General features: G+C 62.0%; 17 protein-coding genes. 12 read left to right on the forward strand and 5 right to left on the reverse strand.

Going from position 1 to position 19,069, the window contains the following annotated elements:
* The first annotated feature begins 227 nt into the window (after positions 1-227).
* The 7 genes from rpsD to mltG all read left to right on the forward strand — a co-directional run bounded on the left by rpsD (position 228) and on the right by mltG (position 6,934).
* Positions 228-854, forward strand: a complete 627-nt coding sequence (rpsD, locus tag ACUIAH_RS01795) for a 30S ribosomal protein S4 (protein WP_015021916.1) — start codon at positions 228-230, stop codon at positions 852-854.
* Positions 855-946: 92 nt separating this feature from the next.
* The gene (locus tag ACUIAH_RS01800; protein ID WP_445341211.1) at positions 947-1,615 is read left to right on the forward strand and encodes a histidine phosphatase family protein; all 669 of its coding nucleotides are present in this window, start codon (positions 947-949) and stop codon (positions 1,613-1,615) included.
* 92 nt (positions 1,616-1,707) lie between these two features.
* Positions 1,708-2,154, forward strand: a complete 447-nt coding sequence (locus tag ACUIAH_RS01805) for a DUF948 domain-containing protein (protein WP_445341212.1) — start codon at positions 1,708-1,710, stop codon at positions 2,152-2,154.
* Complete coding sequence (locus ACUIAH_RS01810) at positions 2,154-2,393, forward strand: hypothetical protein (RefSeq protein WP_024627396.1); 240 nt, start codon at positions 2,154-2,156, stop codon at positions 2,391-2,393. The genes ACUIAH_RS01805 and ACUIAH_RS01810 overlap by 1 nt, the downstream gene beginning before the upstream one ends.
* 172 nt (positions 2,394-2,565) lie before the next feature.
* Positions 2,566-5,247, forward strand: a complete 2,682-nt coding sequence (gene alaS, locus ACUIAH_RS01815) for an alanine--tRNA ligase (RefSeq protein WP_445341213.1) — start codon at positions 2,566-2,568, stop codon at positions 5,245-5,247.
* Between the two features lie 7 nt (positions 5,248-5,254).
* Positions 5,255-5,737 (forward strand): Holliday junction resolvase RuvX, encoded by a 483-nt coding sequence (gene ruvX / locus ACUIAH_RS01820; RefSeq protein ID WP_313841920.1) that lies wholly within the window; start codon positions 5,255-5,257, stop codon positions 5,735-5,737.
* Complete coding sequence (mltG, locus tag ACUIAH_RS01825) at positions 5,738-6,934, forward strand: endolytic transglycosylase MltG (protein ID WP_445341214.1); 1,197 nt, start codon at positions 5,738-5,740, stop codon at positions 6,932-6,934.
* Between the two features lie 25 nt (positions 6,935-6,959).
* Here the strand turns inward: mltG and ACUIAH_RS01830 are convergent, their stop codons facing one another.
* Positions 6,960-7,433 (reverse strand): peptidase A24, encoded by a 474-nt coding sequence (locus tag ACUIAH_RS01830; RefSeq protein ID WP_445341215.1) that lies wholly within the window; start codon positions 7,431-7,433, stop codon positions 6,960-6,962.
* A 62-nt stretch (positions 7,434-7,495) separates the two neighbouring features.
* On the opposite strand from ACUIAH_RS01830, the gene aroC reads away from it, so the two are divergent.
* The 5 genes from aroC (at position 7,496) to ACUIAH_RS01855 (ending at position 15,078) form a co-directional block, all read left to right on the forward strand.
* Positions 7,496-8,689, forward strand: coding sequence for a chorismate synthase (aroC, locus tag ACUIAH_RS01835; protein ID WP_445341216.1), 1,194 nt, complete (start codon positions 7,496-7,498; stop codon positions 8,687-8,689).
* 13 nt (positions 8,690-8,702) lie between these two features.
* Positions 8,703-10,334 carry a bifunctional shikimate kinase/3-dehydroquinate synthase gene (locus ACUIAH_RS01840; protein ID WP_445341217.1) on the forward strand — a complete coding sequence of 544 codons (1,632 nt, stop codon included), beginning with the start codon at positions 8,703-8,705 and terminating at the stop codon, positions 10,332-10,334.
* Between the two features lie 3 nt (positions 10,335-10,337).
* Positions 10,338-10,808, forward strand: coding sequence for a type II 3-dehydroquinate dehydratase (gene aroQ, locus ACUIAH_RS01845; protein WP_445341218.1), 471 nt, complete (start codon positions 10,338-10,340; stop codon positions 10,806-10,808).
* Positions 10,805-13,348: an excinuclease ABC subunit UvrA gene (locus ACUIAH_RS01850; protein ID WP_445341219.1), complete on the forward strand. Its 2,544-nt coding sequence runs from the start codon at positions 10,805-10,807 to the stop codon at positions 13,346-13,348. The genes aroQ and ACUIAH_RS01850 overlap by 4 nt, the downstream gene beginning before the upstream one ends.
* Positions 13,349-13,413: 65 nt before the next feature.
* Entirely contained in the window at positions 13,414-15,078 is a 1,665-nt protein-coding gene (locus ACUIAH_RS01855) for a CTP synthase (protein WP_445341220.1), read from the forward strand.
* 137 nt (positions 15,079-15,215) lie between these two features.
* On the opposite strand, the gene ACUIAH_RS01860 is transcribed toward ACUIAH_RS01855, so the two are convergent.
* The 4 genes from ACUIAH_RS01860 to ACUIAH_RS01875 are packed head-to-tail and all read right to left on the reverse strand — an operon-like array spanning position 15,216 to position 19,026.
* Complete coding sequence (locus ACUIAH_RS01860) at positions 15,216-15,974, reverse strand: histidine phosphatase family protein (RefSeq protein ID WP_445341221.1); 759 nt, start codon at positions 15,972-15,974, stop codon at positions 15,216-15,218.
* Positions 15,974-17,386, reverse strand: coding sequence for a hexose-6-phosphate:phosphate antiporter (gene uhpT / locus ACUIAH_RS01865; RefSeq protein WP_198200496.1), 1,413 nt, complete (start codon positions 17,384-17,386; stop codon positions 15,974-15,976). The genes ACUIAH_RS01860 and uhpT overlap by 1 nt, the downstream gene beginning before the upstream one ends.
* A gap of 39 nt (positions 17,387-17,425) precedes the next feature.
* On the reverse strand, positions 17,426-18,427 hold the full coding sequence (gene alsK, locus ACUIAH_RS01870) for an allose kinase (protein ID WP_445341222.1): 1,002 nt from the start codon (positions 18,425-18,427) through the stop codon (positions 17,426-17,428).
* Entirely contained in the window at positions 18,373-19,026 is a 654-nt protein-coding gene (locus ACUIAH_RS01875; protein ID WP_445341223.1) for a ribulose phosphate epimerase, read from the reverse strand. Before ACUIAH_RS01875 ends, alsK begins: the two co-directional genes overlap by 55 nt.
* Between the last annotated feature and the right edge of the window lie 43 nt (positions 19,027-19,069).

Below are 19,069 nucleotides of genomic sequence, written 5' to 3' on the forward strand. Positions count from 1 at the left end.
TATGAATATGTCACAACATACGCACTGCCGTCGGTCGGCCGCATGTGGTTTAATAAACACTTGGTTTGCGTGTTTGTGCGCGAACCTATCTGGAGTCTCAGCCCATCAATGGGTCGGCGGCCGCAAGGTCGTTCGTGCTTGGCACGGTGAAGCATTGGAGAGGCCTGACTCGACGGTTCCGGCCGTCTTCGTTCAGATAACGACAGAAGCAAGTAAGGATTGCATCAATGACTAACATTCAGCGTGCGCGTCGCCAGGTCCGCCTGTCCCGCGCTCTGGGCATCGCCCTGACTCCCAAGGCCCAGCGCCTGTTCGAGAAGCGCCCCTATGGCCCCGGCGAGCACGGCCGCAGCCGCCGTCGCACCGAGTCCGACTACGCCGTCCGTCTGCGCGAGAAGCAGAGGCTGCGCGCCCAGTACGGCGTCTCCGAGAAGCAGCTGCGCGCCGCCTATGAGCGGGGCACCCACGAGTCCGGCCAGACCGGTGCCGCCATGCTTCGCGAGCTGGAGTGCCGCCTGGACAACCTGGTCCTGCGCGCCGGCATCGCCCGCACCACCGCCCAGGCCCGTCAGTACGTGGTTCACCGCCACATCCTGGTCGACGGCAACATCGTGGATCGTCCCTCCTACAGGGTCAAGCCCGGCCAGACCATCCAGGTCAAGCCCAAGAGCCAGACCATGGTACCCTTCCAGATCGCTGCCGAAGGCGTCCACCGGGATGTGCTGCCCGCAGTCCCCGGCTACCTGGACGTGGACCTGGCCTCTCTGAAGGCCAGCCTGGTCCGCAAGCCTGAGCCGGAGGAGATTCCGGTTCAGATCAACATTCAGTACGTGGTCGAGTTCTACGCTCGCTGACCACCAGGAACTTTGGGGCCCCGGTTCGTCCGGGGCCCTTTGCGTGTCAGGATCTGCCACTCCTTCATAGGTATGGGTGGGATAATAGGGACATGTTGCTCCATCTGTATGCCGTCCGCCATGGGCAGACCTATTTCAATCGTTACAACCGTCTCCAGGGCTGGTCCAACTCACCCTTGACCTCATCGGGGCTGGAGGATGCCGACCGTGCGGGCCAGAAATTAAGCAAGGTGAGCTTTGCGGCAGCCTACTGCTCGGACACCACACGCGCTCAGGAGACAGTCCGCAGGATCCTGGCCCAGAACCAGTCGGAGAAGAAGCCCGAACCGGTCAGCGACAGTCACTTCCGCGAGCAGTTCTATGGCTACTTCGAGGGACAGGATATGGCCATGGCCTGGTGGGCTGCAGGCGCGCCCCATGGAGCAGGCACCTACCAGCAGATCGTGGACCAGTTCGGTCTGGCCGCCACCAGGGACTTCCTCAAGCAGGCCGATCCCTTTGGCGATGCCGAGTCCGACAGCGAGTACTGGACGCGCATTGCCGGCGGATTCGCCCTGATTGCCGCCGACCCGCATCTGAAGAATGACGACCGCGTCCTGCTGATCTCGCACGGCAACACCCTGCTCAGTTTGGTCAGCCGCTTCGGCGGCGGGCGTTACGACACCAGCAGTCGCCCAAGCAATGGAAGTGTCACCATATTCGACTTCGATACGGAGGCTCCCTTTGAGCGGGCCCTCCAGGTCCGGTCTTTCAATCAATGAACCGGCTTCAATAGGCCAGTCATGGCCTGAACTGATAGACGGCGCGTGCTAGCCTTGTCCCCAGTATCGTACCTATGGAAGAGAGGTAGCAGATGGACGTAGGACAGATTGCCGGCCTGATAGCGGCCATTGCCTTCGCTATCCTGGCGGGGTTTCTGATCTATCCCCTGATTCGTCTGGGGAAGCTCTTCGATCAGCTGGCGCAGACCATCAAGCAGGCGGGCGACCATGTGGTGCCCACCCTGGACGAGTCCACCAGCACGGTCACCCAGCTCAACCAGACCCTGACTGACGTCAATCGCATCTCCGCAGCGGCTTCGACCACGGCAAGCAACGTTGGCGCCCTGACCGACCTGTATGGATCAATGTTGGGCAAGCCGGTCATCAAAGTGGCGGCCTTCTTCTACGCCCTGCGCAAGACGATCTCGTCATTCCTTTCAGGAGGCCGCAACAGCGCCGAATCCAAGCCCTCCACCGCACCAAATACCACCGCACAAAAGGCCAATGAGGGCCAAGGGAACGAGGGGAGGACCCGCTGATGTTCAAACGGATCTTCTGGATGGGGCTGGGCGTCACGGCAGGCGTGGTCCTGGTGACCAAGGCCGAGGCCTATGTGAGGGCCAACACCCCCAAGCGTGCAAGGGAATTCGTGCTGGGCGAGGATCAGGACCAGGTGGCTTCACGGACCCTGTCCGGCCTGGTGCGCCAGTTCACCCAGACGATGCACCAGCGGCAGGACGAGCTGGACCGCCGCTATCTGGACCGTTTCCAGGGCTGAGCCTGGGGCGGACAGGCCGGGACAGATGGGCCTGGCCGGTGTAAAATCACCATATTCAGCTATAGCTATGAGTCCGGGGTGCGGGCGACCTGTTCGCGCCCCGGACAACCGAGTCATTTGGACAACCCGCAATCCCGTCGGCGTTCACCGGGTCTGAAGGAGCAGAAGCAGCATGCGCACATCGGAAATCGCCAAGCGTTTCCTCGATTATTTCCAGGGCAAGGATCATCTGGTGGTTCCATCCGCCTCCCTGATCTCGCCCAATCCCACCACGCTCTTCACCATCGCCGGCATGGTCCCCCTCATCCCCTATCTGCTGGGGGAGCAGACCCCGCCCAGGAGCCGGATGGCCAGCAACCAGAAGTGCGTGCGCACCCTGGACATCGACGAGGTGGGCAAGACTACCCGTCACGGCACCTTCTTCCAGATGCTGGGCAACTTCTCCTTCGGGGACTACTTCAAGGAGGAGGCCATCCACTACGCCTGGGATCTGCTGACCAAGCCCCAGGATCAGGGCGGCTACGGCTTCGATCCCGAAACGATCTGGGTGACCACCTACACCGATGATGAAGAGGCCCGCTCCCTGTGGAAGAACGAGGGCTTTGACCCCGAGCACATGGAGATCCTGGGCATGGAGGACAACTTCTGGACCACTGGCGGCCCCGGCCCCGGCGGTCCCTGCTCCGAAATTTACGTGGACCGCGGCCCTGCCTACGGTAAGGAGGGCGGCCCCTCGGCAGACGAGAACCGGTACATCGAGATCTGGGATCTGGTCTTCGAAAACTACGAGGTGGACAACGTCCGCTCCAAGACCGACCTGCACATCGTAGGCGAGCTGGAGCACAAGAACATCGACACCGGCGCCGGGCTGGAGCGCCTGGCCTACCTGCTTCAGGGCAAGCAGAACATCTATGAGACCGACGAGGTCTACCCCGTCATCCAGGCTGCCGAGGGCCTGTCTGGCCGGCACTACGGCGACGACGCCCAGGATGACGTGCGCTTCCGCGTGGTGGCCGACCATGTCCGTTCGGCCCTGATGATCATGAGCGACGGCGTGCGTCCCAGCAACGTCGGCCGCGGCTATGTGCTGCGTCGTCTGCTGCGCCGGACCATCCGCTCCATGAAGATGCTGGGGGTGGACCAGGAGGTTCTGCCCCAGCTCTTCCCGGTCTCCAAGGAGGCCATGGCCCCCAGCTACCCTGAGCTCAACGACACCTTCTCCGAGGTGGCCGAGTCGGCCTATGGCGAGGAGCTGGCCTTCCGCCGGACCCTGGACAAGGGGACCACCATTCTGGATACGGCCGTCAACAAGGCCAAGAAGGGCAAGGGCGATCCCGAGGTCTCCGGCAAGGATGCCTTTACCCTGCATGACACTTACGGCTTCCCCATTGAGCTGACCCTGGAGATGGCCGCCGAGCAGGGCGTCAAGGTAGATCAGGACGAGTTCCGGAAGCTCATGAACGAGCAGAAGTCCAGGGCCCGCGCCGATGCCATGAAGAAGCGGCACAACGTGGACCTGAGCGTCTACGACGACATGCGCAAGAGCCTGAAAGAGCCTCAGGTCTTCCTGGGCTACACCGACTTTTCCAGCCGCTCGACCGTCCTGGGCATCATTCAGGAGGGCAAGGGCGCGGTTCCGGCCGTCAAGGCACCTGCTCAGGTTGAGGTGATTTTGGACCGCTCGCCCTTCTACGCCGAGGCCGGTGGCCAGCTGGCCGACCAGGGTGAGATCCTGACCGACGACGGGGCCGTCCTGGAGGTGGACGATGTGCAGAACCCCGTCAAGGGGCTGACCGTCCACCGCTGCCGGCTGACCGAGGGAACGTTGACCCTGCAGGCCAAGGTTACGGCCACCATTGACCGGAACCGACGTGGGGCCATTGCGCGTTCGCACACCGCTACGCACATGGTCCACAAGGCCCTGCGCGAGGAACTGGGTCCCCAGGCCACGCAGCGCGGCTCCGAGGATGCGCCCAACAGGCTCCGCTTCGACTTCCAGTGGTCGCAGGCCCCCAGCCGCCAGGCCATGGATGCGGTGGAAGCCCGCGTCAACGACCGGTTGCGCGACAACCTGGCTGTGACCGCGCAGGAGATGAAGTACGACGATGCCATCGCCCTGGGCGCCATGCATCTGTTCGGGGAGAAGTACGGCGACGTGGTCCGTGTGGTCTCCATAGGCGAGGACGGCTGGAGCCGTGAGCTCTGCGGGGGAACCCATGTGGATCACGTGGGCAAGATCGGTGCGGTCTCCATCATGTCCGAGGCCTCGGTGGGCACCGGCGTCCGTCGTGTCGATGCTGTAGTGGGCCAAGGGGCTTACGAGTACAACGCCCGTGAGCACGCTCTGGTCTCCCAGCTCTCCGACAAGCTCAACGCCCGCCCTGACGAGCTGGAATCCAGGATCTCGGCCCTGCTGGCCAAGCTCAAGGAGTCTGACCGCCGACTGGCGGCCACCTATGAGCAGCAGATGGCTCAGGCTGTGCCCGAACTGGCCAACCAGGCCCTGCATGCCCCGGAAGATGTCAAGATCGCATCCCGGAATATGGGCCGTTTCGGTTCAGTGGATGCCTTGCGCAAGACGGTGACCGATCTGCGGGCCCGCATGGGCGAGGAATACCCGGTTGTAGTCGCCCTGGCCGGTGTCAGCGAGGATGACAAGCCTGTCATCTTCGTAGCCACCAATCAGGCTGCCCGTGATCGCGGCCTCAGGGCTGGCGACCTGGTCAGGACAGCCTCCAAGGTCCTGGGAGGCGGCGGAGGAGGCAAGCCTGACTTCGCCCAGGGCGGCGGTCAGGATGCCTCGGCTATTGATCGGGCCTTGAAAGCCCTGAGTGATCAGGTACGAGAGGGCTGAGCTTCCCGTGCGATCACATACAGCCGTATGGCTGGGGGTGGATCTTGGGGAAGCCAGGGTGGGCCTGGCCCTGTCGGATCCGGAGCTGACCCTGGCCTTTCCCGCTGGCAACATCAGGGTTCAGGGCGACTACTTCCAGGCCTTGGACCAGGTGGAAGACCTGATCCTGGACAAAAGCGTGTCCAGGGTCGTAGTCGGATACCCTCTGCTCCTGAGCGGTCAGGCTGGTCGCAGCGCCAAAAAGGCGTCCCGTTGGGTGCGTGCCTTGACCGGACGCCTTCAGGAGGCTGCCCGGGATGCCGACATTGCCCCTGAGCAACTGCCCAGTGTAGTATTGCGAGACGAACGACTGACGACCGTCAGCGCCCATCGTCAGCTATACGATGCCCGCGTGGACGGGCGAAGACATCGTCCTGTGGTCGATCAGCAGTCCGCTGTTGTGCTGCTGCAGTCGGCCCTGGACAACCAACGTGCCGACAAGGAGTGGTAATTGGCCGACGACATGCAGGAATTCTTCCAGGATAAGGTCCAGTGGGTGGCCGATGGGCAAGCCCCGGTCTCCGCTATGCCGCCGCGTCCTCCTCGTTCGCGTCGTGAGATGCGTCGTCGGCGTGAACGTCGCAAGCGCCGTCAGCGGATCATGGTTCTCCTCATTGCTTTGGCCGTGGTGGTTGCTGCCTCCTGCGTGGTGATTCTGGTGGGCGGGCTACGCCATGGAACTCCCAGGATCGTAGCCACCAAGGAGGTCGCCCCTGATTATCCCGGCCCTGGTGGAGCGCCGGTGGAGTTCACGATCGAGAGCGGCCAGGGGGCTGATCAGGTCGGTGCCAACTTGGTCAAGGCTGGAGTGGTCAAGTCCACGGAGGCCTTTTTGCACGCCATCACCAGCGCCCAATCCGAGTCCAGGCTGGTGCCCGGCACCTTCGATCTGCGTCTGCGGATGAAAGCCTCCGATGTCGTGACCATTCTGACTGACCGGAACAAGGCCGGTGGCTTCCTGCAGGTGCGGGCCGGCGAGCGGGTACGCGATGTGATTGCCAGGGCCGCTCAGCTCTCTGGGGTGCCGCAGAGCGAATTCGATGCCTTGGTTCAAGCCAAGGGGGAGGGGATTCTGCCCCAGGAGGCCCAGGGAGACTTTGAAGGCTGGCTGCAGCCCGGGGAGTACGATGTGCGCAAGGCCGGGTCAGCCAAGGCCATCCTGACCAACCTGGTCTCCAAGCGTATTGAGCATCTGGATCAGTTGGGCGTACCCGGCGGTCAGGAACGGCAGACCATCCTGAATACAGCCTCCATTACCGAAGCCGAGGTCAACAAATCGGAATACTACGGCAAGGTGGCAAGGGTCATCGACAACCGATTGGCCAAGGGAATGCCCTTGGGCATGGACAGCACGGTGGCCTATTCCAACAACGTCTCGGCCTTGAAGCTGACCGACGCCATGCTGCAGAACGCCGACGACCCCTACAACACCAGGGTCCACCAGGGCCTGCCGCCAGGCCCCATCGGCAGCCCGGGAGACGAGGCCATCCAGGCGGCCATGCACCCGGAGTCGGGCAACTGGCTCTATTTCGTGACTGTCAACTTGGACACGGGAGAGACCAGGTTCAGCGACAACCAGGATCAGTTCAACCGAGATGTCAAGGAATACAAGGCCTGGGAATCCCGGCACAACGAGCAGAACAACTAGCGCCCTGCTCTTGGACCGCAATTGCCTAGACGGCGTCAATGATCAGGGCCGCTACTGCTGCGGCGAGGATGACCGGGACGTAGGCCAGCGAGAGCGGGTTGCGTGTTCCGGCCGAACCACGCCGACGAGCCAACCAGGCCAGAGCCAGGGCAACCAACCCCAGCAGCCCCATCATCACCCACCAGACCAGGATCGTTGTCCATCCCAGAACCGACAGGCTCAGGGCCACCAGACCTGTGGCCGTCACGTCGCCCAGTCCCAGGGCGCCGGGTCGGATCAGGGCCAGCAGGAGCTGAAGGCCTGCAGAGGCCAGAGTCAGCAGCAGGCACTGCACCAGCAGCATCGGCTGAGCCTGGAACAGTGAAAAGACCAGCAGGGTCACAGTCTGCAGAACCAGTCCCAAGAGCACTGGAAGACGTGGGACCCGCCGGGTGCGGATGTCGATCAGGGCCAGGAGGAGGGCGGTCAGCAGTCCCGGCGCTGGGATGAGGTAGACCATCTTCTAAGATAATCATACGTAGCCCTAACCTGGCAAACGAGGAACGAACGAGGAGCTTGAATATGTTGCGCTGGCAGACGGCAGGGGAATCCCACGGAGAGGCCCTGGTGGCCATGATGGAAGGTCTGCCCGCCGGGGTCGCCGTGTCCACCAAGGATATTGAATCGGCCTTGGCCCGTCGTCGGCTGGGCTATGGTCGTGGGGCCAGGATGGGCTTTGAGCAGGACAAGGTTCGGCTGCTGACCGGGGTCAGGCACGGACGGACGCTCGGTTCTCCGGTGGCTATCGAGATCGGCAACACGGAGTGGCCCAAGTGGGAGCGGATCATGAGCGTGGACGAGCTGCCTGCCGACCAGGAGCCTCCGGCGACCGGCCGCAACGCCCCGCTGACCAGGCCCAGGCCCGGCCACGCCGATCTGACCGGCATGCGCAAGTACGGGTTCACGGATGCGCGTCCGGTCCTTGAGCGCTCATCGGCCAGGGAGACCGCCTCCCGGGTGGCCCTGGGATCGGTGGCTGCTGACTTCCTGCAGCAGGCTCTGGGCATACGGACCGTCTCCCATGTCATTTCCATAGCCGGGGTCGGCCGGGAGGGCCATGAAGTCACGCCCGGCCCCGAGGACGGACCTGCCCTGGATGCCTCGCCGGTCAGGACCTTGGATAAGGACGCCGAGAAGCGGATGATGGCCAGGATCGACCAGATCAAGAAGGACGGCGACACCGCCGGCGGGGTCTTCGAGGTTATCGCCTATGGTGTGCCGGCAGGCCTGGGCACCTATGTGGAGGACGATCGCCGTCTGGATGCTGCCCTGGCCAGCGCCTTCATGGGCATTCAGGCCATCAAGGGCGTGGAGATCGGCGATGGTTTCAGCGAGGCTGATCGCCCCGGCTCGCAGGCCCATGACGAGATGGAGCCCGGTCCGGACGGCACCATCCGCAGACTCAGCAACCACGCAGGAGGCTTGGAGGGCGGCACGTCCAACGGCCAGCCCATCAGGGTCAGGGCCGCCATGAAGCCCATCTCCTCGGTGCCCCGGGCCCTGCGCACGGTGGATGTGGCCACCGGCCAGCCTGCCCAGGCCATCCATCAGCGTTCCGACGTGACCGCCGTGCCTGCCGCAGCAGTGATCGGCGAAGCCATGATGAACCTGACCCTGGCGCGATTCGTCTTGGAGAAGTTCGGCGGCGACTCGCTCGACGAGGTTCGGCGCAACGCCGAAGCCTACCTCCAGTCCTGGCCCGAGCATCTGCGGTGAGGGGCGGACTTCCATGATTGAAAGCAGCAGCATGCCCAAGGCCGTCGTCATCGGCATGCCCGGTGCGGGCAAGACCCGGCTGGGCAGGGAGACGGCCGCCCTGATCAAGGCGCCCTTCCGGGATACGGACCAGTGCATCGAGGAGGAAGCAGGCCGATCGGTCAGCGAGATCTTCGATACTCAGGGCGAGCAGGCTTTCCGCAGCATGGAGACCAGGACGGTCCTGGACCTCTTGAAGGACTTTCCTGGCGGCATCCTGTCCCTGGGAGGAGGCGCTCCCATGAGCACCGAGGTCTTCCAGGCGCTGCAGGACTATCGGCTGGCAGGAGGCGCTGTGGTCTACCTGGAAGTCGACCCCGAGGAGGGGGTCAGCCGAGCAGCTCGGTCGGATCATCGCCCCCTTCTACGCGGCGGCGCATCGGAGCGCTGGATGGCTCTTTATCGTGAGCGTCGCAGCGTCTACCAGGAGCTGGCCACCATCACCCTTAAATCCAGAAACACCACCCCCCGGGCCCTGGCCAGACGGCTGGCCGATGCCTTGACTGAGCGGGTGGTTCACGTCAGCGGTCCCGACCCCTACGACGTGAGGATCGGAGCAGGGGTGACCGGGCGGCTGCACGAGCTGCTTGGCGACCAGACCATGCGTGTGGCCCTGATCCACACCCAGCCGGTCCAGCGCCATTCCGACCATGCCCGGGCCCTGCTTCGCCAGGCCGGGTATCAGGTGGTGGATCTTACCATTCCCGACGCAGAGGCCGGCAAGACCATCCAGGTCAGCCAGGGCATCTGGGAGCGTCTGGCCACCGAGGGCTTCACCCGTTCCGACGCGGTTGTGGGACTGGGCGGTGGAGCGGCCACAGACCAGGCCGGGTTCATCGCCGCCACCTGGATGCGGGGCATTCGCTATGTGAACTGCCCCACCTCCCTGCTGGCCATGGTCGATGCCTCCACCGGCGGCAAAACCGGCATCAACCTGGAGCAGGGCAAGAATCTGGTCGGCAGCTTCTATACCCCTGCCGGCGTCCTGGCTGATCTGCGGACCCTGCGGACCCTGCCCAATGACATCTTTGTAGAAGGCCTGGGCGAGGTGGCCAAGTCCGGGTTCATCATGGACGGAGGCATCCTGCGCGAGCTGGAGGAGCGGGCTGAGTCCCTTCGTTCCTTCGACGGACAGGAGTCCGACCAGTGGCTGGACACGGTGGTCCAGGATCTGATCGAACGTACCGTAGAGGTCAAGGCCCGGCACGTCTCAGTGGACCTCAAGGAGTCGGGCTTGCGGGAGTTCCTCAACTACGGCCACACCCTGGGCCACGCCATCGAAAAGATCGAACACTTCACCTGGCGGCATGGTCAGGCCGTGTCCGTGGGCATGGTCTTTGCAGCCGAGCTGGCCAGGATCACCGGCCACCTGGATCAGGAGGCGGTCGACTATCATCGGCAGTTGCTATCCTCCCTGGGACTGAGGACCTGGTGGAACGGGGGCGACTTTGACCAGGTGCTGGCCCTCATGCATCGGGATAAAAAGGCCCGTGGCAACAAGTTGCGGTTTATCATTCTTGATGGTTTGGGCAAACCCACCCACCTGGACGACCCGCCGGTCTCGGCGCTCAAGGAGGCCTTCCAGGCCATACGCAAGGAGGGATGACATATGGCGGATGCCGACAAGGGCAGGCAGACGGTTCTGGTGGTCAACGGACCCAACCTGGGTCGGCTGGGCGTGCGCGACCCTGATGTCTACGGTCGCCAGGATCTGGCGACGCTGACCCGGGACTGCGAAGACTGGGGTCAGCAGCTGGGTCTGGATGTTCAGGTGCTGCAGTCGGACGACGAGGGCCAGGTCATTCGCTGGATGCACCAGGCGGTGGATCAGCGCAGTGCAGTGGTGCTCAACCCCGCCGCCTTCACCCACTACAGCTATGGGCTTGCCGATGCCGCCGTCCAGGTCACCCAGGCAGGGCTGCCGCTGATGGAGGTCCATATTTCCAATCCGGCCTCCAGGGAGGCCTTCCGCCGACGCAGCGTCATCTCGCCGGTGGCCACCGGCACCATCACCGGCATGGGCTTCTACGGCTACCGGCTGGCCCTGGAAGCAGTGGCCCACCTGCTGGAGAACGCATGAGCGACAGCGGGGAGACCGGCAAAAACCTCTCCGCACCGCCCGAGGCCATCCTTGTCCGTGGCGCCAGGGTCCACAACCTGCGCAGCCTGGATGTCGACATTCCTCTGAATCGTTTGGTGGGCATCGCCGGGGTCTCCGGCTCCGGCAAGTCCTCCCTGGCTCTGGGGGTCCTCTATGCCGAGGGGTCCCGCCGCTACTTGGAATCCCTGTCCACCTACACCCGGAGGCGGATGACCCAGGCCCAGCGCCCCCAGGTGGAGTCGGTGCGTTTCCTGCCCCCTGCGCTGGCCCTGCGTCAGCGGCCGGGCGTGGGCGGCATGCGCTCCACCTTCGGCACCGCCACCGAGCTGCTCAATGTGCTCAGACTGATGTTCTCCCGGCTGTCCAGCCATGTCTGCCCCAATGGCCATCGCCAGGAGCCCACCCTGGCTGTCGCAGCCGAGATGCCCATCACCTGCCCCATCTGCGGTGCTAAAGTCGAGCCTCCCAGCGCCGAGGAGCTGGCCTTCAACTCCTTGGGAGCCTGCCCCACCTGCCAGGGGACCGGAACCGTGCGCGAGGTGGACGATGCCACCCTGGTCCCCGATGACAGCCTGACCATCGACCAGGGGGCCGTGGTGCCCTGGCGGACCTTCGGCTTCAATGTCCAGCCCGACATCGTTCGCGAGTTCGGAGTCCGCACCGACGTGCCCTGGCGGGACCTGTCCGATTGGGAGCGCAAGATCGTCTTCGAGGGGCCGGCCGAGAAGAAGCACATCACCATTACTTCGATCAAGGGGGTCCACGAGCTGGACTTCACCTTCCGCAACGCACGGCTGACCGTGACCGAGGAGCTCAAGAGGGCCAACGACGACAAGCGTCTGGCCAAGGTGGCCAAGTTCCTGACCGAACGGACCTGCCCGGACTGCAAGGGCACACGCCTCAACCAGCGGGCGCGTCTGCCTCAGATCAACGGGGACAATCTGGCCGAGGTCACCTCCTGGCCCCTGGATGAGGTGCTGGACTGGGGTCGGAAGCTGCCGCCCACGCTGCCTGAACCCATGCAGCCCATGGCTTCGGCCCTCTGCAAGACCCTGGACGAAATGGGCAGGCGGCTGATCCAGCTGGGGCTGAGCTACCTGACCCTGGACCGCTCCAGCGCCTCCCTGTCCACAGGTGAGCGGCAGCGGGCCCAGCTGGCCAGGGCTGTCCGCAACGAGACCACAGGCGTGCTCTATGTGCTGGACGAGCCCTCGACCGGTCTGCATCCCGCCAACCTGGAGGGGCTCATAGGGGTCATGCGCGACCTGCTGGCCGACGGCAATTCCGTGGTTTTCGTCGACCATGACGTCAAGGTTTTGCAATCAGCCGACTATCTGATCGAAATGGGTCCCGGAGCAGGGGAGCGTGGCGGCAGGATCCTGGCCCAGGGAGCTCCTGAGCGGATCGCTGCAGACCCGGACTCACGCATCGCCGGTTTTCTGGATGGACGTGAATCCGTTTTGGTACGGGACCGGCATCCCATGCCTGCAGAGCATGGGTGGATCCGCATGCAGTCAGGGCCCATTCACACAGTCCACCCTCTGGATCTGGCCATTCCTCGCGGATGCATGACGGCTGTGACCGGCGTATCCGGCTCCGGCAAGACCACCATGATCCTGGAGTCCCTGGTTCCGGCTCTGCAGGCCCGCATCCAAGGCGCCCCCATGCCCAAGCATGTGCGCAGCCTGGACCCTGCGGGCATCGACAGGGTTCGCCTTGTGGACTCCTCGCCCATAGGCATCAACGTGCGTTCCACGGTGGCCACTTACTCGGGGCTGATGGACCGGCTGCGCCGCCTCTTCGCGGCCACTGACCAGGCGAAAAAGGACAAGCTGGGGATCTCGGCATTCTCATATAACACAGGATCCCTGCGCTGCCCCCAGTGCGACGGAACCGGGCAGATCAGCCTGGACGTGCAGTTCCTGCCCGACATTCCCATCACCTGCCCCAGCTGCCATGGTCGGCGGTACCGCCCGGAGGCCGAGCAGTACCGTCTATCTACGCTGGCACACCCGGAGTCTATGAGCCTGCCTGATCTGTTGGCCATGGAGGTGGGCCGGGCCTTGGAGATCTTCGCGCAGGGCCGCGAGTACACGGCCATCCGCCGAGGCTTGCAGACCTTGAAGGACCTGGGCCTGGACTACCTGACCCTGGGGGAGGACACCCCCTCCCTGTCCGGCGGGGAGGCCCAGCGGCTGAAGCTCTCCAACGAGTTGGGCCGCAGGCAGAATGGCTCCATGTTCGTCCTGGACGAACCCACCACCGGCCTGCATCCCTTGGATGTGCGTGTCCTGATCGGGGTGCTGGAGCGCCTGGTCAGCAAGGGGGCCACAGTGGTCTTCATCGAGCACGATCTGGACATGATCGCCAACGCCGACCATGTGGTCGATATGGGCCCGGGCGGCGGCGATCGAGGCGGAAGGATCGTGGCCCAGGGCGACCCTGAATCAGTGGCCCGCAACCCTGATTCGGTGACCGGCCGCTACCTGGCCGACCACCTGCATCTGAGCCGTCCCTGAATCGGTCTGTCCTCCTCGTGTGTTGGCCGGTTTCTGGTCGCTCCTGCCTGATAGGCTGAAGTTCCATGGTCAGAGAACATGGAAATTCGCAAGGGCATATCACCAAACACATTTTCGTCACCGGCGGCGTGGTCTCTTCACTGGGCAAGGGACTGACCGCATCCTCTCTGGGCCGACTGCTGAGAAGCCGCGGAATTCGCGTTCTTCAACAGAAGCTGGATCCCTACATCAACGTCGATCCGGGGACCATGAACCCCTTCCAACACGGCGAGGTCTACGTGACCGAGGACGGGGCCGAGACCGACCTGGACATCGGCCACTATGAGCGTTTCACTGACGTCTTCCTCTCCCAGAAGGCCAACGTGACCACCGGCCAGATCTACCAGTCCGTCCTGCGCAAGGAGCGGGCGGGGGAGTACCTGGGCCAGTGCGTCCAGGTCATTCCCCACGTGACCAACGAGATCAAGAGCCGCATGCGGGCCCAGGCCAGCGACGATGTGGATGTGATCATCACCGAGATCGGCGGGACCGTGGGCGACATCGAGTCCCAGCCCTTCATGGAGGCCGCCCGCGAGGTGCGTCGGGACATCGGACCGGACAACTGCATGTTCGTCCATGTCTCCCTGGTGCCCTACGTGGCCGCCGCCCACGAGCTCAAGACCAAGCCCACCCAGCATTCGGTCATGGCCCTGCGCCAGCTGGGCATCGCCCCCGACGCCCTGGTGCTGCGCTCCGACCGGCCGCTCAACCAGGGCATCAAGGACAAGATCTCCCTGATGTGCGACGTGGATGCCGAGGGCGTGGTCAACTGCGTGGATGCGCCCAGCATTTACGACGTGCCCAAGATCCTCTACAAGGAGGGGCTGGATGCCTACGTGGTGCGCAAGCTGGGTCTGCCCTTCCACGACGTCGACTGGAACGAATGGGAGGATCTGCTGGACCGGGTCCACAACCCCCGCACCAAGGTGGCCATCGCCATTGTGGGCAAGTACATCGACCTGCCTGACGCCTACCTGTCGGTCATCGAGGCCCTGAAGGCCGGCGGCTTCGCCAACCGGTCCCAGGTCCAGGTCAAGCTGGTGGCCGCCGACACCTGCGAGACCATGGACGGCGCCCGCAAGGCCCTGGAGGGCGTGGACGGCATCGTGGTCCCCGGAGGCTTCGGCATCCGCGGCATCGAGGGCAAGATCGGCGCCCTGCGCTATGCCCGTGAGACCGGCCTGCCTGCCCTGGGCCTCTGCCTGGGCCTGCAGTCCATGGTCATTGAGTTCGCCCGCCATGTCCTGGGGCTGCAGGACGCCAACTCCTCGGAGTTCGAGCCTGACTGCGAGAACCCGGTCATCGCCACCATGGAGGAGCAGAAGGACATCGTGGCCGGCCACGGCGACATGGGCCACACCATGCGGCTGGGCGCCTACCCGGCGGTGCTCAAGCCCGACTCCCTGGTGGCCAGGCTTTACGGCTCCACCGAGATTTCGGAGCGCCACCGCCACCGCTACGAGGTCAACGTGGCCTACAAGGAGCGGCTGGACAAGGCTGGCCTGCACATCTCGGGCACCAGCCCGGACGGGCAGTTGACCGAGTTCGTGGAGCTCTCCCAGGACCAGCACCCCTTCTATGTGGGCACCCAGGCCCACCCGGAGTTCAAGTCCCGGCCCACCAAGCCGCACCCCCTCTTCGCCGGCCTGGTCAAGGCCAGCCTGGAGCACGGAGGCCAGGAGGCCGCCTGAGCGGCTGATCCGTTTTTGAACAAGTCCGGTTTGAACGCGTGGTACCAATTCAGACCATTGCGCCCGACATGAAAGGAACCCCGTACTAAGCGGGGTTCCTTTCATTCATTATTGGGCAAAGTCGCTTCAAACCGTCGTTATTGGGCGCCACGTTCGTAGTATGCCATGCTGCCGACGGGCTGCTCAATGCTGAAGGTACCCTTGTTGTAGTCCACCTTGGTTACTGCAGTGTTGCCTAAATAGGTTAGGTCGACTTCGGAGTCTATCGTCCACAGGAATTGTCGGATGGCAGTCCCGGAGCTGATAACCAGCACATCGCCGCCACCTTCCCGGCTGACTGTGTCACCAATGTTGGTCATAGCCTGCCACATCCGCTGCTCGACCATATCTGCGGATTCTGCCCGATCCTGTGGTACCAAATCAGTGTGCAGCACGTTTTCCGCGTCAAGCGCGTAAAGAGCATCCTGGACATCGAGGTCAAACTTAGGACCTCTGGCTGCCCTGGCCTCCTCCACAGTTGAGTATCCCAGCCATTCTGCCACTGCCTGATGGGTGGTGCTCACATCACGGCCTTCGAAACTGCCGAAGTTGTATTCACGAAGACCGGGTTCGAAGCGGATCTCGACATTGTCGTTTCCCGAGTTGTCCAGCGCTATGCGAGCGGTTTCGTAGTGACGGGTCAATGTGCCACAGTAGGCCGCTGCGAATCTAGTGCCTTGCAGACCTCTTCCGAATTGACGGGCGATCTCAATGCCTTCCTGTGTCAGAGGGAAATCAGACCAACCTTGTATCAGGTCGATGGCATTAGCGGTGGTCTTGGTGTGCCGAGTCAGGAACATGGTCACTTGTTGTTCTGATCTTTCATCACCTGTGAGGGTCGTATGATTATAATTCATCACTTCTCCAATTCTGCGAGTTTCTTTGCTCGCCGTATCTTCTTCTCTTCGTGAATGGTCACCAGAGCCTGCAGTACGATTGCTCCAAAAATGGCCACATAGAGCACGCTGAAGGTGTCCCCCCAACCATGCAGGACGGTGCCGAAGATGTGTAGGCCCGCTGCCTTGGAGTCGGCGATGCGTGCAAGCAGGACCTTAGCAGTGGAGTCTCCGAGGAGGTATGCGAAAGCACCGAGCATGCCGCCTGCCAGAGCTGCGGCCTTTCTCGGAACCTGTGTCAGGATCGAGATGGAGATGAGTACCTGAGGACCAAAGACGAAGATGCCGAGCAGGAAGATCGCTACGAGCATCATCATGGGTGTGGTGCTGAACTGGTAGAAGGCCAGGGGAATAGGGGTGATTACCAAGCAGATTAATGACATCATAGCGGGACGCCCACCGAGCAAATCGGAGAGCATTCCCCAAATGACAGAGCCTATCAACGAACCCATGCCGAAGTAAAAGATGGCCTGTGCTCCAATTTGCGTGCTGAAATGTAGCTGCTCGGTTACACGCAGGGAGGACCAGTTATCAATACCCACACGCACTATGTATGCGAACACATCGGAGCAGCACAGTATCCAAATCCAGGGGTTGCCTAGCAGATACTTGCGGAAGAGCTGCCAGGTCGTGTCGTTGGTGGAGGTGGTGTCTTCTTCTCTCGGCGGCTCGCCGAAGATCTTTTCGGTGGTTTCCCAGCCCAGGTCTTCTGGACGATCCTTGCCAAAGAAAAACCCGAAGACCGCGATGACTACGGCTACCAAGGCAGGGGCGATGAACATTCCGGCGACGTGGCCACCGAAGAAGGTCTGTGCACACCACAGTGAGAATACACCAGCAAGACCTCCGCCGATATTGTGAGAGGTGCTCCAAATGCTGAAATAACGGCCGTAGTTTTTCTTAGTCGTCCAATTGACAATTGTACCGGTGCAGCAGGGGCCCGAGGAGCACTGGAATATTCCATTGAGGGCCCATAGAGCTAAGATCCAGCCCATTGGGGATCGGTTGACAGACAGGACGACACCTACTGCGAAGACGATGATGGAGGCCCCGAGCAGCATGATAGAGGCCGACTTCTTTTCATCCTTGCCGGTAACCAGATAACCGACGATGATTTTTCCTAGCCCGTAAGCCAAGGAGAACGCAAAGCCTATGAGGCCTAGTTGCTCGGTAGTCATGCCCATCTGCTGCTTAAGCAGAGGTTGGGCAGCTTTGAAGTTGTCGCGGATCAGATAGACGGCGCTGTATATCAATACCACGCTGACGTAGGGTTTCATGAATTCTTTGAACCATGCCTTGCGCTGCGCTGATATTGGCAGTCCCGATTTCGGCACATGCTTCTCGAAATTCATATTGAATGTGATTTTAGACAAAACAACCTCCTTGTGTGCTTGTCTTGAGTGATTAATCATTCATGAAAGTGCTACAGCCGACGTGGATCGTACACGCGGATTGCCTGCCCGCTCAGCCGCATACATTGCGGCTCCGATGATGCCATCTTCTGGGTTGACAGAGGGATACATCAACGAAAGGTCGCTATCCGGGACTGGCTTACGGGCCATTCTGTGGATTTTCTCCAGCAGTCGTTCTTTGGGAAAGCCTGCCATCTGTGGAACGCCGCCAGCGACGATAACTGCGGCAGGATCGAGTAAGTTGATGGCCGTTGCCATAGCGATAGCCAGATATTCTAGCCACTCGTCGATAAAGGGTTCTTGAGTGTGGCGCAGAAAAGTATCCCTGATCGGTTCGTCAGAGCCATACCTGGCTTTCAGCTCGCGGACCAGGGCATTGCCGGCAGTCTTGGTTTCTACGCAGCCCTCATTTCCGCAGCCGCAGCGCAATCCGGTTCCTACCGGAATGTGACCGAGTTCACCGGTGACGCCATGTACGCCTTCTAGGATCTTTCCGTCCACTGCCAAAGAACAACCCAGACCCGTGCCGACATACACGCCAAGCCACACTCCTTGTGGTCGCAGATTCAGTCGCCAGCCATCGTAGCGGAGCAAGAGATTGACGTCTTTTTCGGCGTATACGGGAACATGGAAACGGCTGAGGACCTGAGTGACATCAATATCGTTGAGTGCAGGGGCGAAGGTGGTTCGGATGATGGTTTTGCGGTCAGCAGCGACCATGGATGGAAATCCAGTTGAGACTGCGATGAGCTCTTGGCCATCTGTGAGGCACTCTGACAGATAACGTTCAAGCAGGTCAGCCAGTCGATCCATGGGAGAGTCACCGACCAGGATCCTTTGGCTTTCATACACTCGGGTATTCGACACTCGGTAATCGGATCCGACTAGGCCGACACGAAGGTTTGTGCCTCCGCAGTCGACACCAAGGATGACCGAATTGTGATCTATCATCGCTGCCCTGCTTCCATCGCTTCGGAGAAGTTGTGCTCCATGCATTTCCATGCCTGCTCAAGGTCATCTGACAGGGAGAACAATCCAGCGTTGCCAAGGATGAGCGTGTCTGCGCCGCTGTCAACTACTCGGCGAAAAGTGTCGGCATAGCAATGCCCATCAACCTGTATTTCGTAGTGCAGCCCTTCGCGTTCGCGGAAGACAGCTGCTGCCTCAATCTTGGGTAATACCTCGTCTATAAAAGGCTGACCGGCGAAACCGGTGTCGATGCTCATGAAGGTTAAGAGGTCTATTCGCGGCAGGATGGGTATGGCCGTTTCAAAAGGGGTCAAGGGGTTCAGGACGAGCCCGGTGCCACACCCTAGGGATCTGATGCGGTCCATAACTCTGAAGCCTTCATTTCGAATAGCTTCCAAATGTGGTGAGATGAGGTCTACGTCGGCATCGGCCAATGGTTTGAGCCAACGGTCTACGTCATCAGCCATAAGATGGACCTCTTTGCGAACCTGACTATACGGGGCGATCGCTTTGATCCAGTCCGGGCTCAAAGCCAGGTTGGGGGCGAAGTGGCCATCCATTACGTCACAATGGAACGAATAGGCATGCTGATTTAAGATGCCAATTTGTTCAGCAGCATGTGCCAGGTCCATACACATTAAAGAGACCGCAAAATGAGGCGACGACACTGTTTTC

The sequence above is a fragment of the Bifidobacterium sp. ESL0820 genome (genome assembly GCF_052606235.1).

Coding starts and splice junctions, on each gene's coding strand:
- ACUIAH_RS01800 (WP_445341211.1), top strand. CDS start 947: ATGTTGCTCCATCTGTATGCCGTCCGCCATGGGCAGACCTATTTCAAT.
- ACUIAH_RS01805 (WP_445341212.1), top strand. CDS start 1,708: ATGGACGTAGGACAGATTGCCGGCCTGATAGCGGCCATTGCCTTCGCT.
- aroQ (WP_445341218.1), top strand. CDS start 10,338: ATGGCGGATGCCGACAAGGGCAGGCAGACGGTTCTGGTGGTCAACGGA.
- alsK (WP_445341222.1), bottom strand. CDS start 18,427: ATGGAAATGCATGGAGCACAACTTCTCCGAAGCGATGGAAGCAGGGCA.
- ACUIAH_RS01850 (WP_445341219.1), top strand. CDS start 10,805: ATGAGCGACAGCGGGGAGACCGGCAAAAACCTCTCCGCACCGCCCGAG.
- aroC (WP_445341216.1), top strand. CDS start 7,496: ATGTTGCGCTGGCAGACGGCAGGGGAATCCCACGGAGAGGCCCTGGTG.
- ACUIAH_RS01840 (WP_445341217.1), top strand. CDS start 8,703: ATGATTGAAAGCAGCAGCATGCCCAAGGCCGTCGTCATCGGCATGCCC.
- ACUIAH_RS01830 (WP_445341215.1), bottom strand. CDS start 7,433: ATGGTCTACCTCATCCCAGCGCCGGGACTGCTGACCGCCCTCCTCCTG.
- rpsD (WP_015021916.1), top strand. CDS start 228: ATGACTAACATTCAGCGTGCGCGTCGCCAGGTCCGCCTGTCCCGCGCT.
- ACUIAH_RS01875 (WP_445341223.1), bottom strand. CDS start 19,026: ATGGACCTGGCACATGCTGCTGAACAAATTGGCATCTTAAATCAGCAT.
- ACUIAH_RS01855 (WP_445341220.1), top strand. CDS start 13,414: ATGGTCAGAGAACATGGAAATTCGCAAGGGCATATCACCAAACACATT.
- alaS (WP_445341213.1), top strand. CDS start 2,566: ATGCGCACATCGGAAATCGCCAAGCGTTTCCTCGATTATTTCCAGGGC.
- ACUIAH_RS01860 (WP_445341221.1), bottom strand. CDS start 15,974: ATGAATTATAATCATACGACCCTCACAGGTGATGAAAGATCAGAACAA.
- ACUIAH_RS01810 (WP_024627396.1), top strand. CDS start 2,154: ATGTTCAAACGGATCTTCTGGATGGGGCTGGGCGTCACGGCAGGCGTG.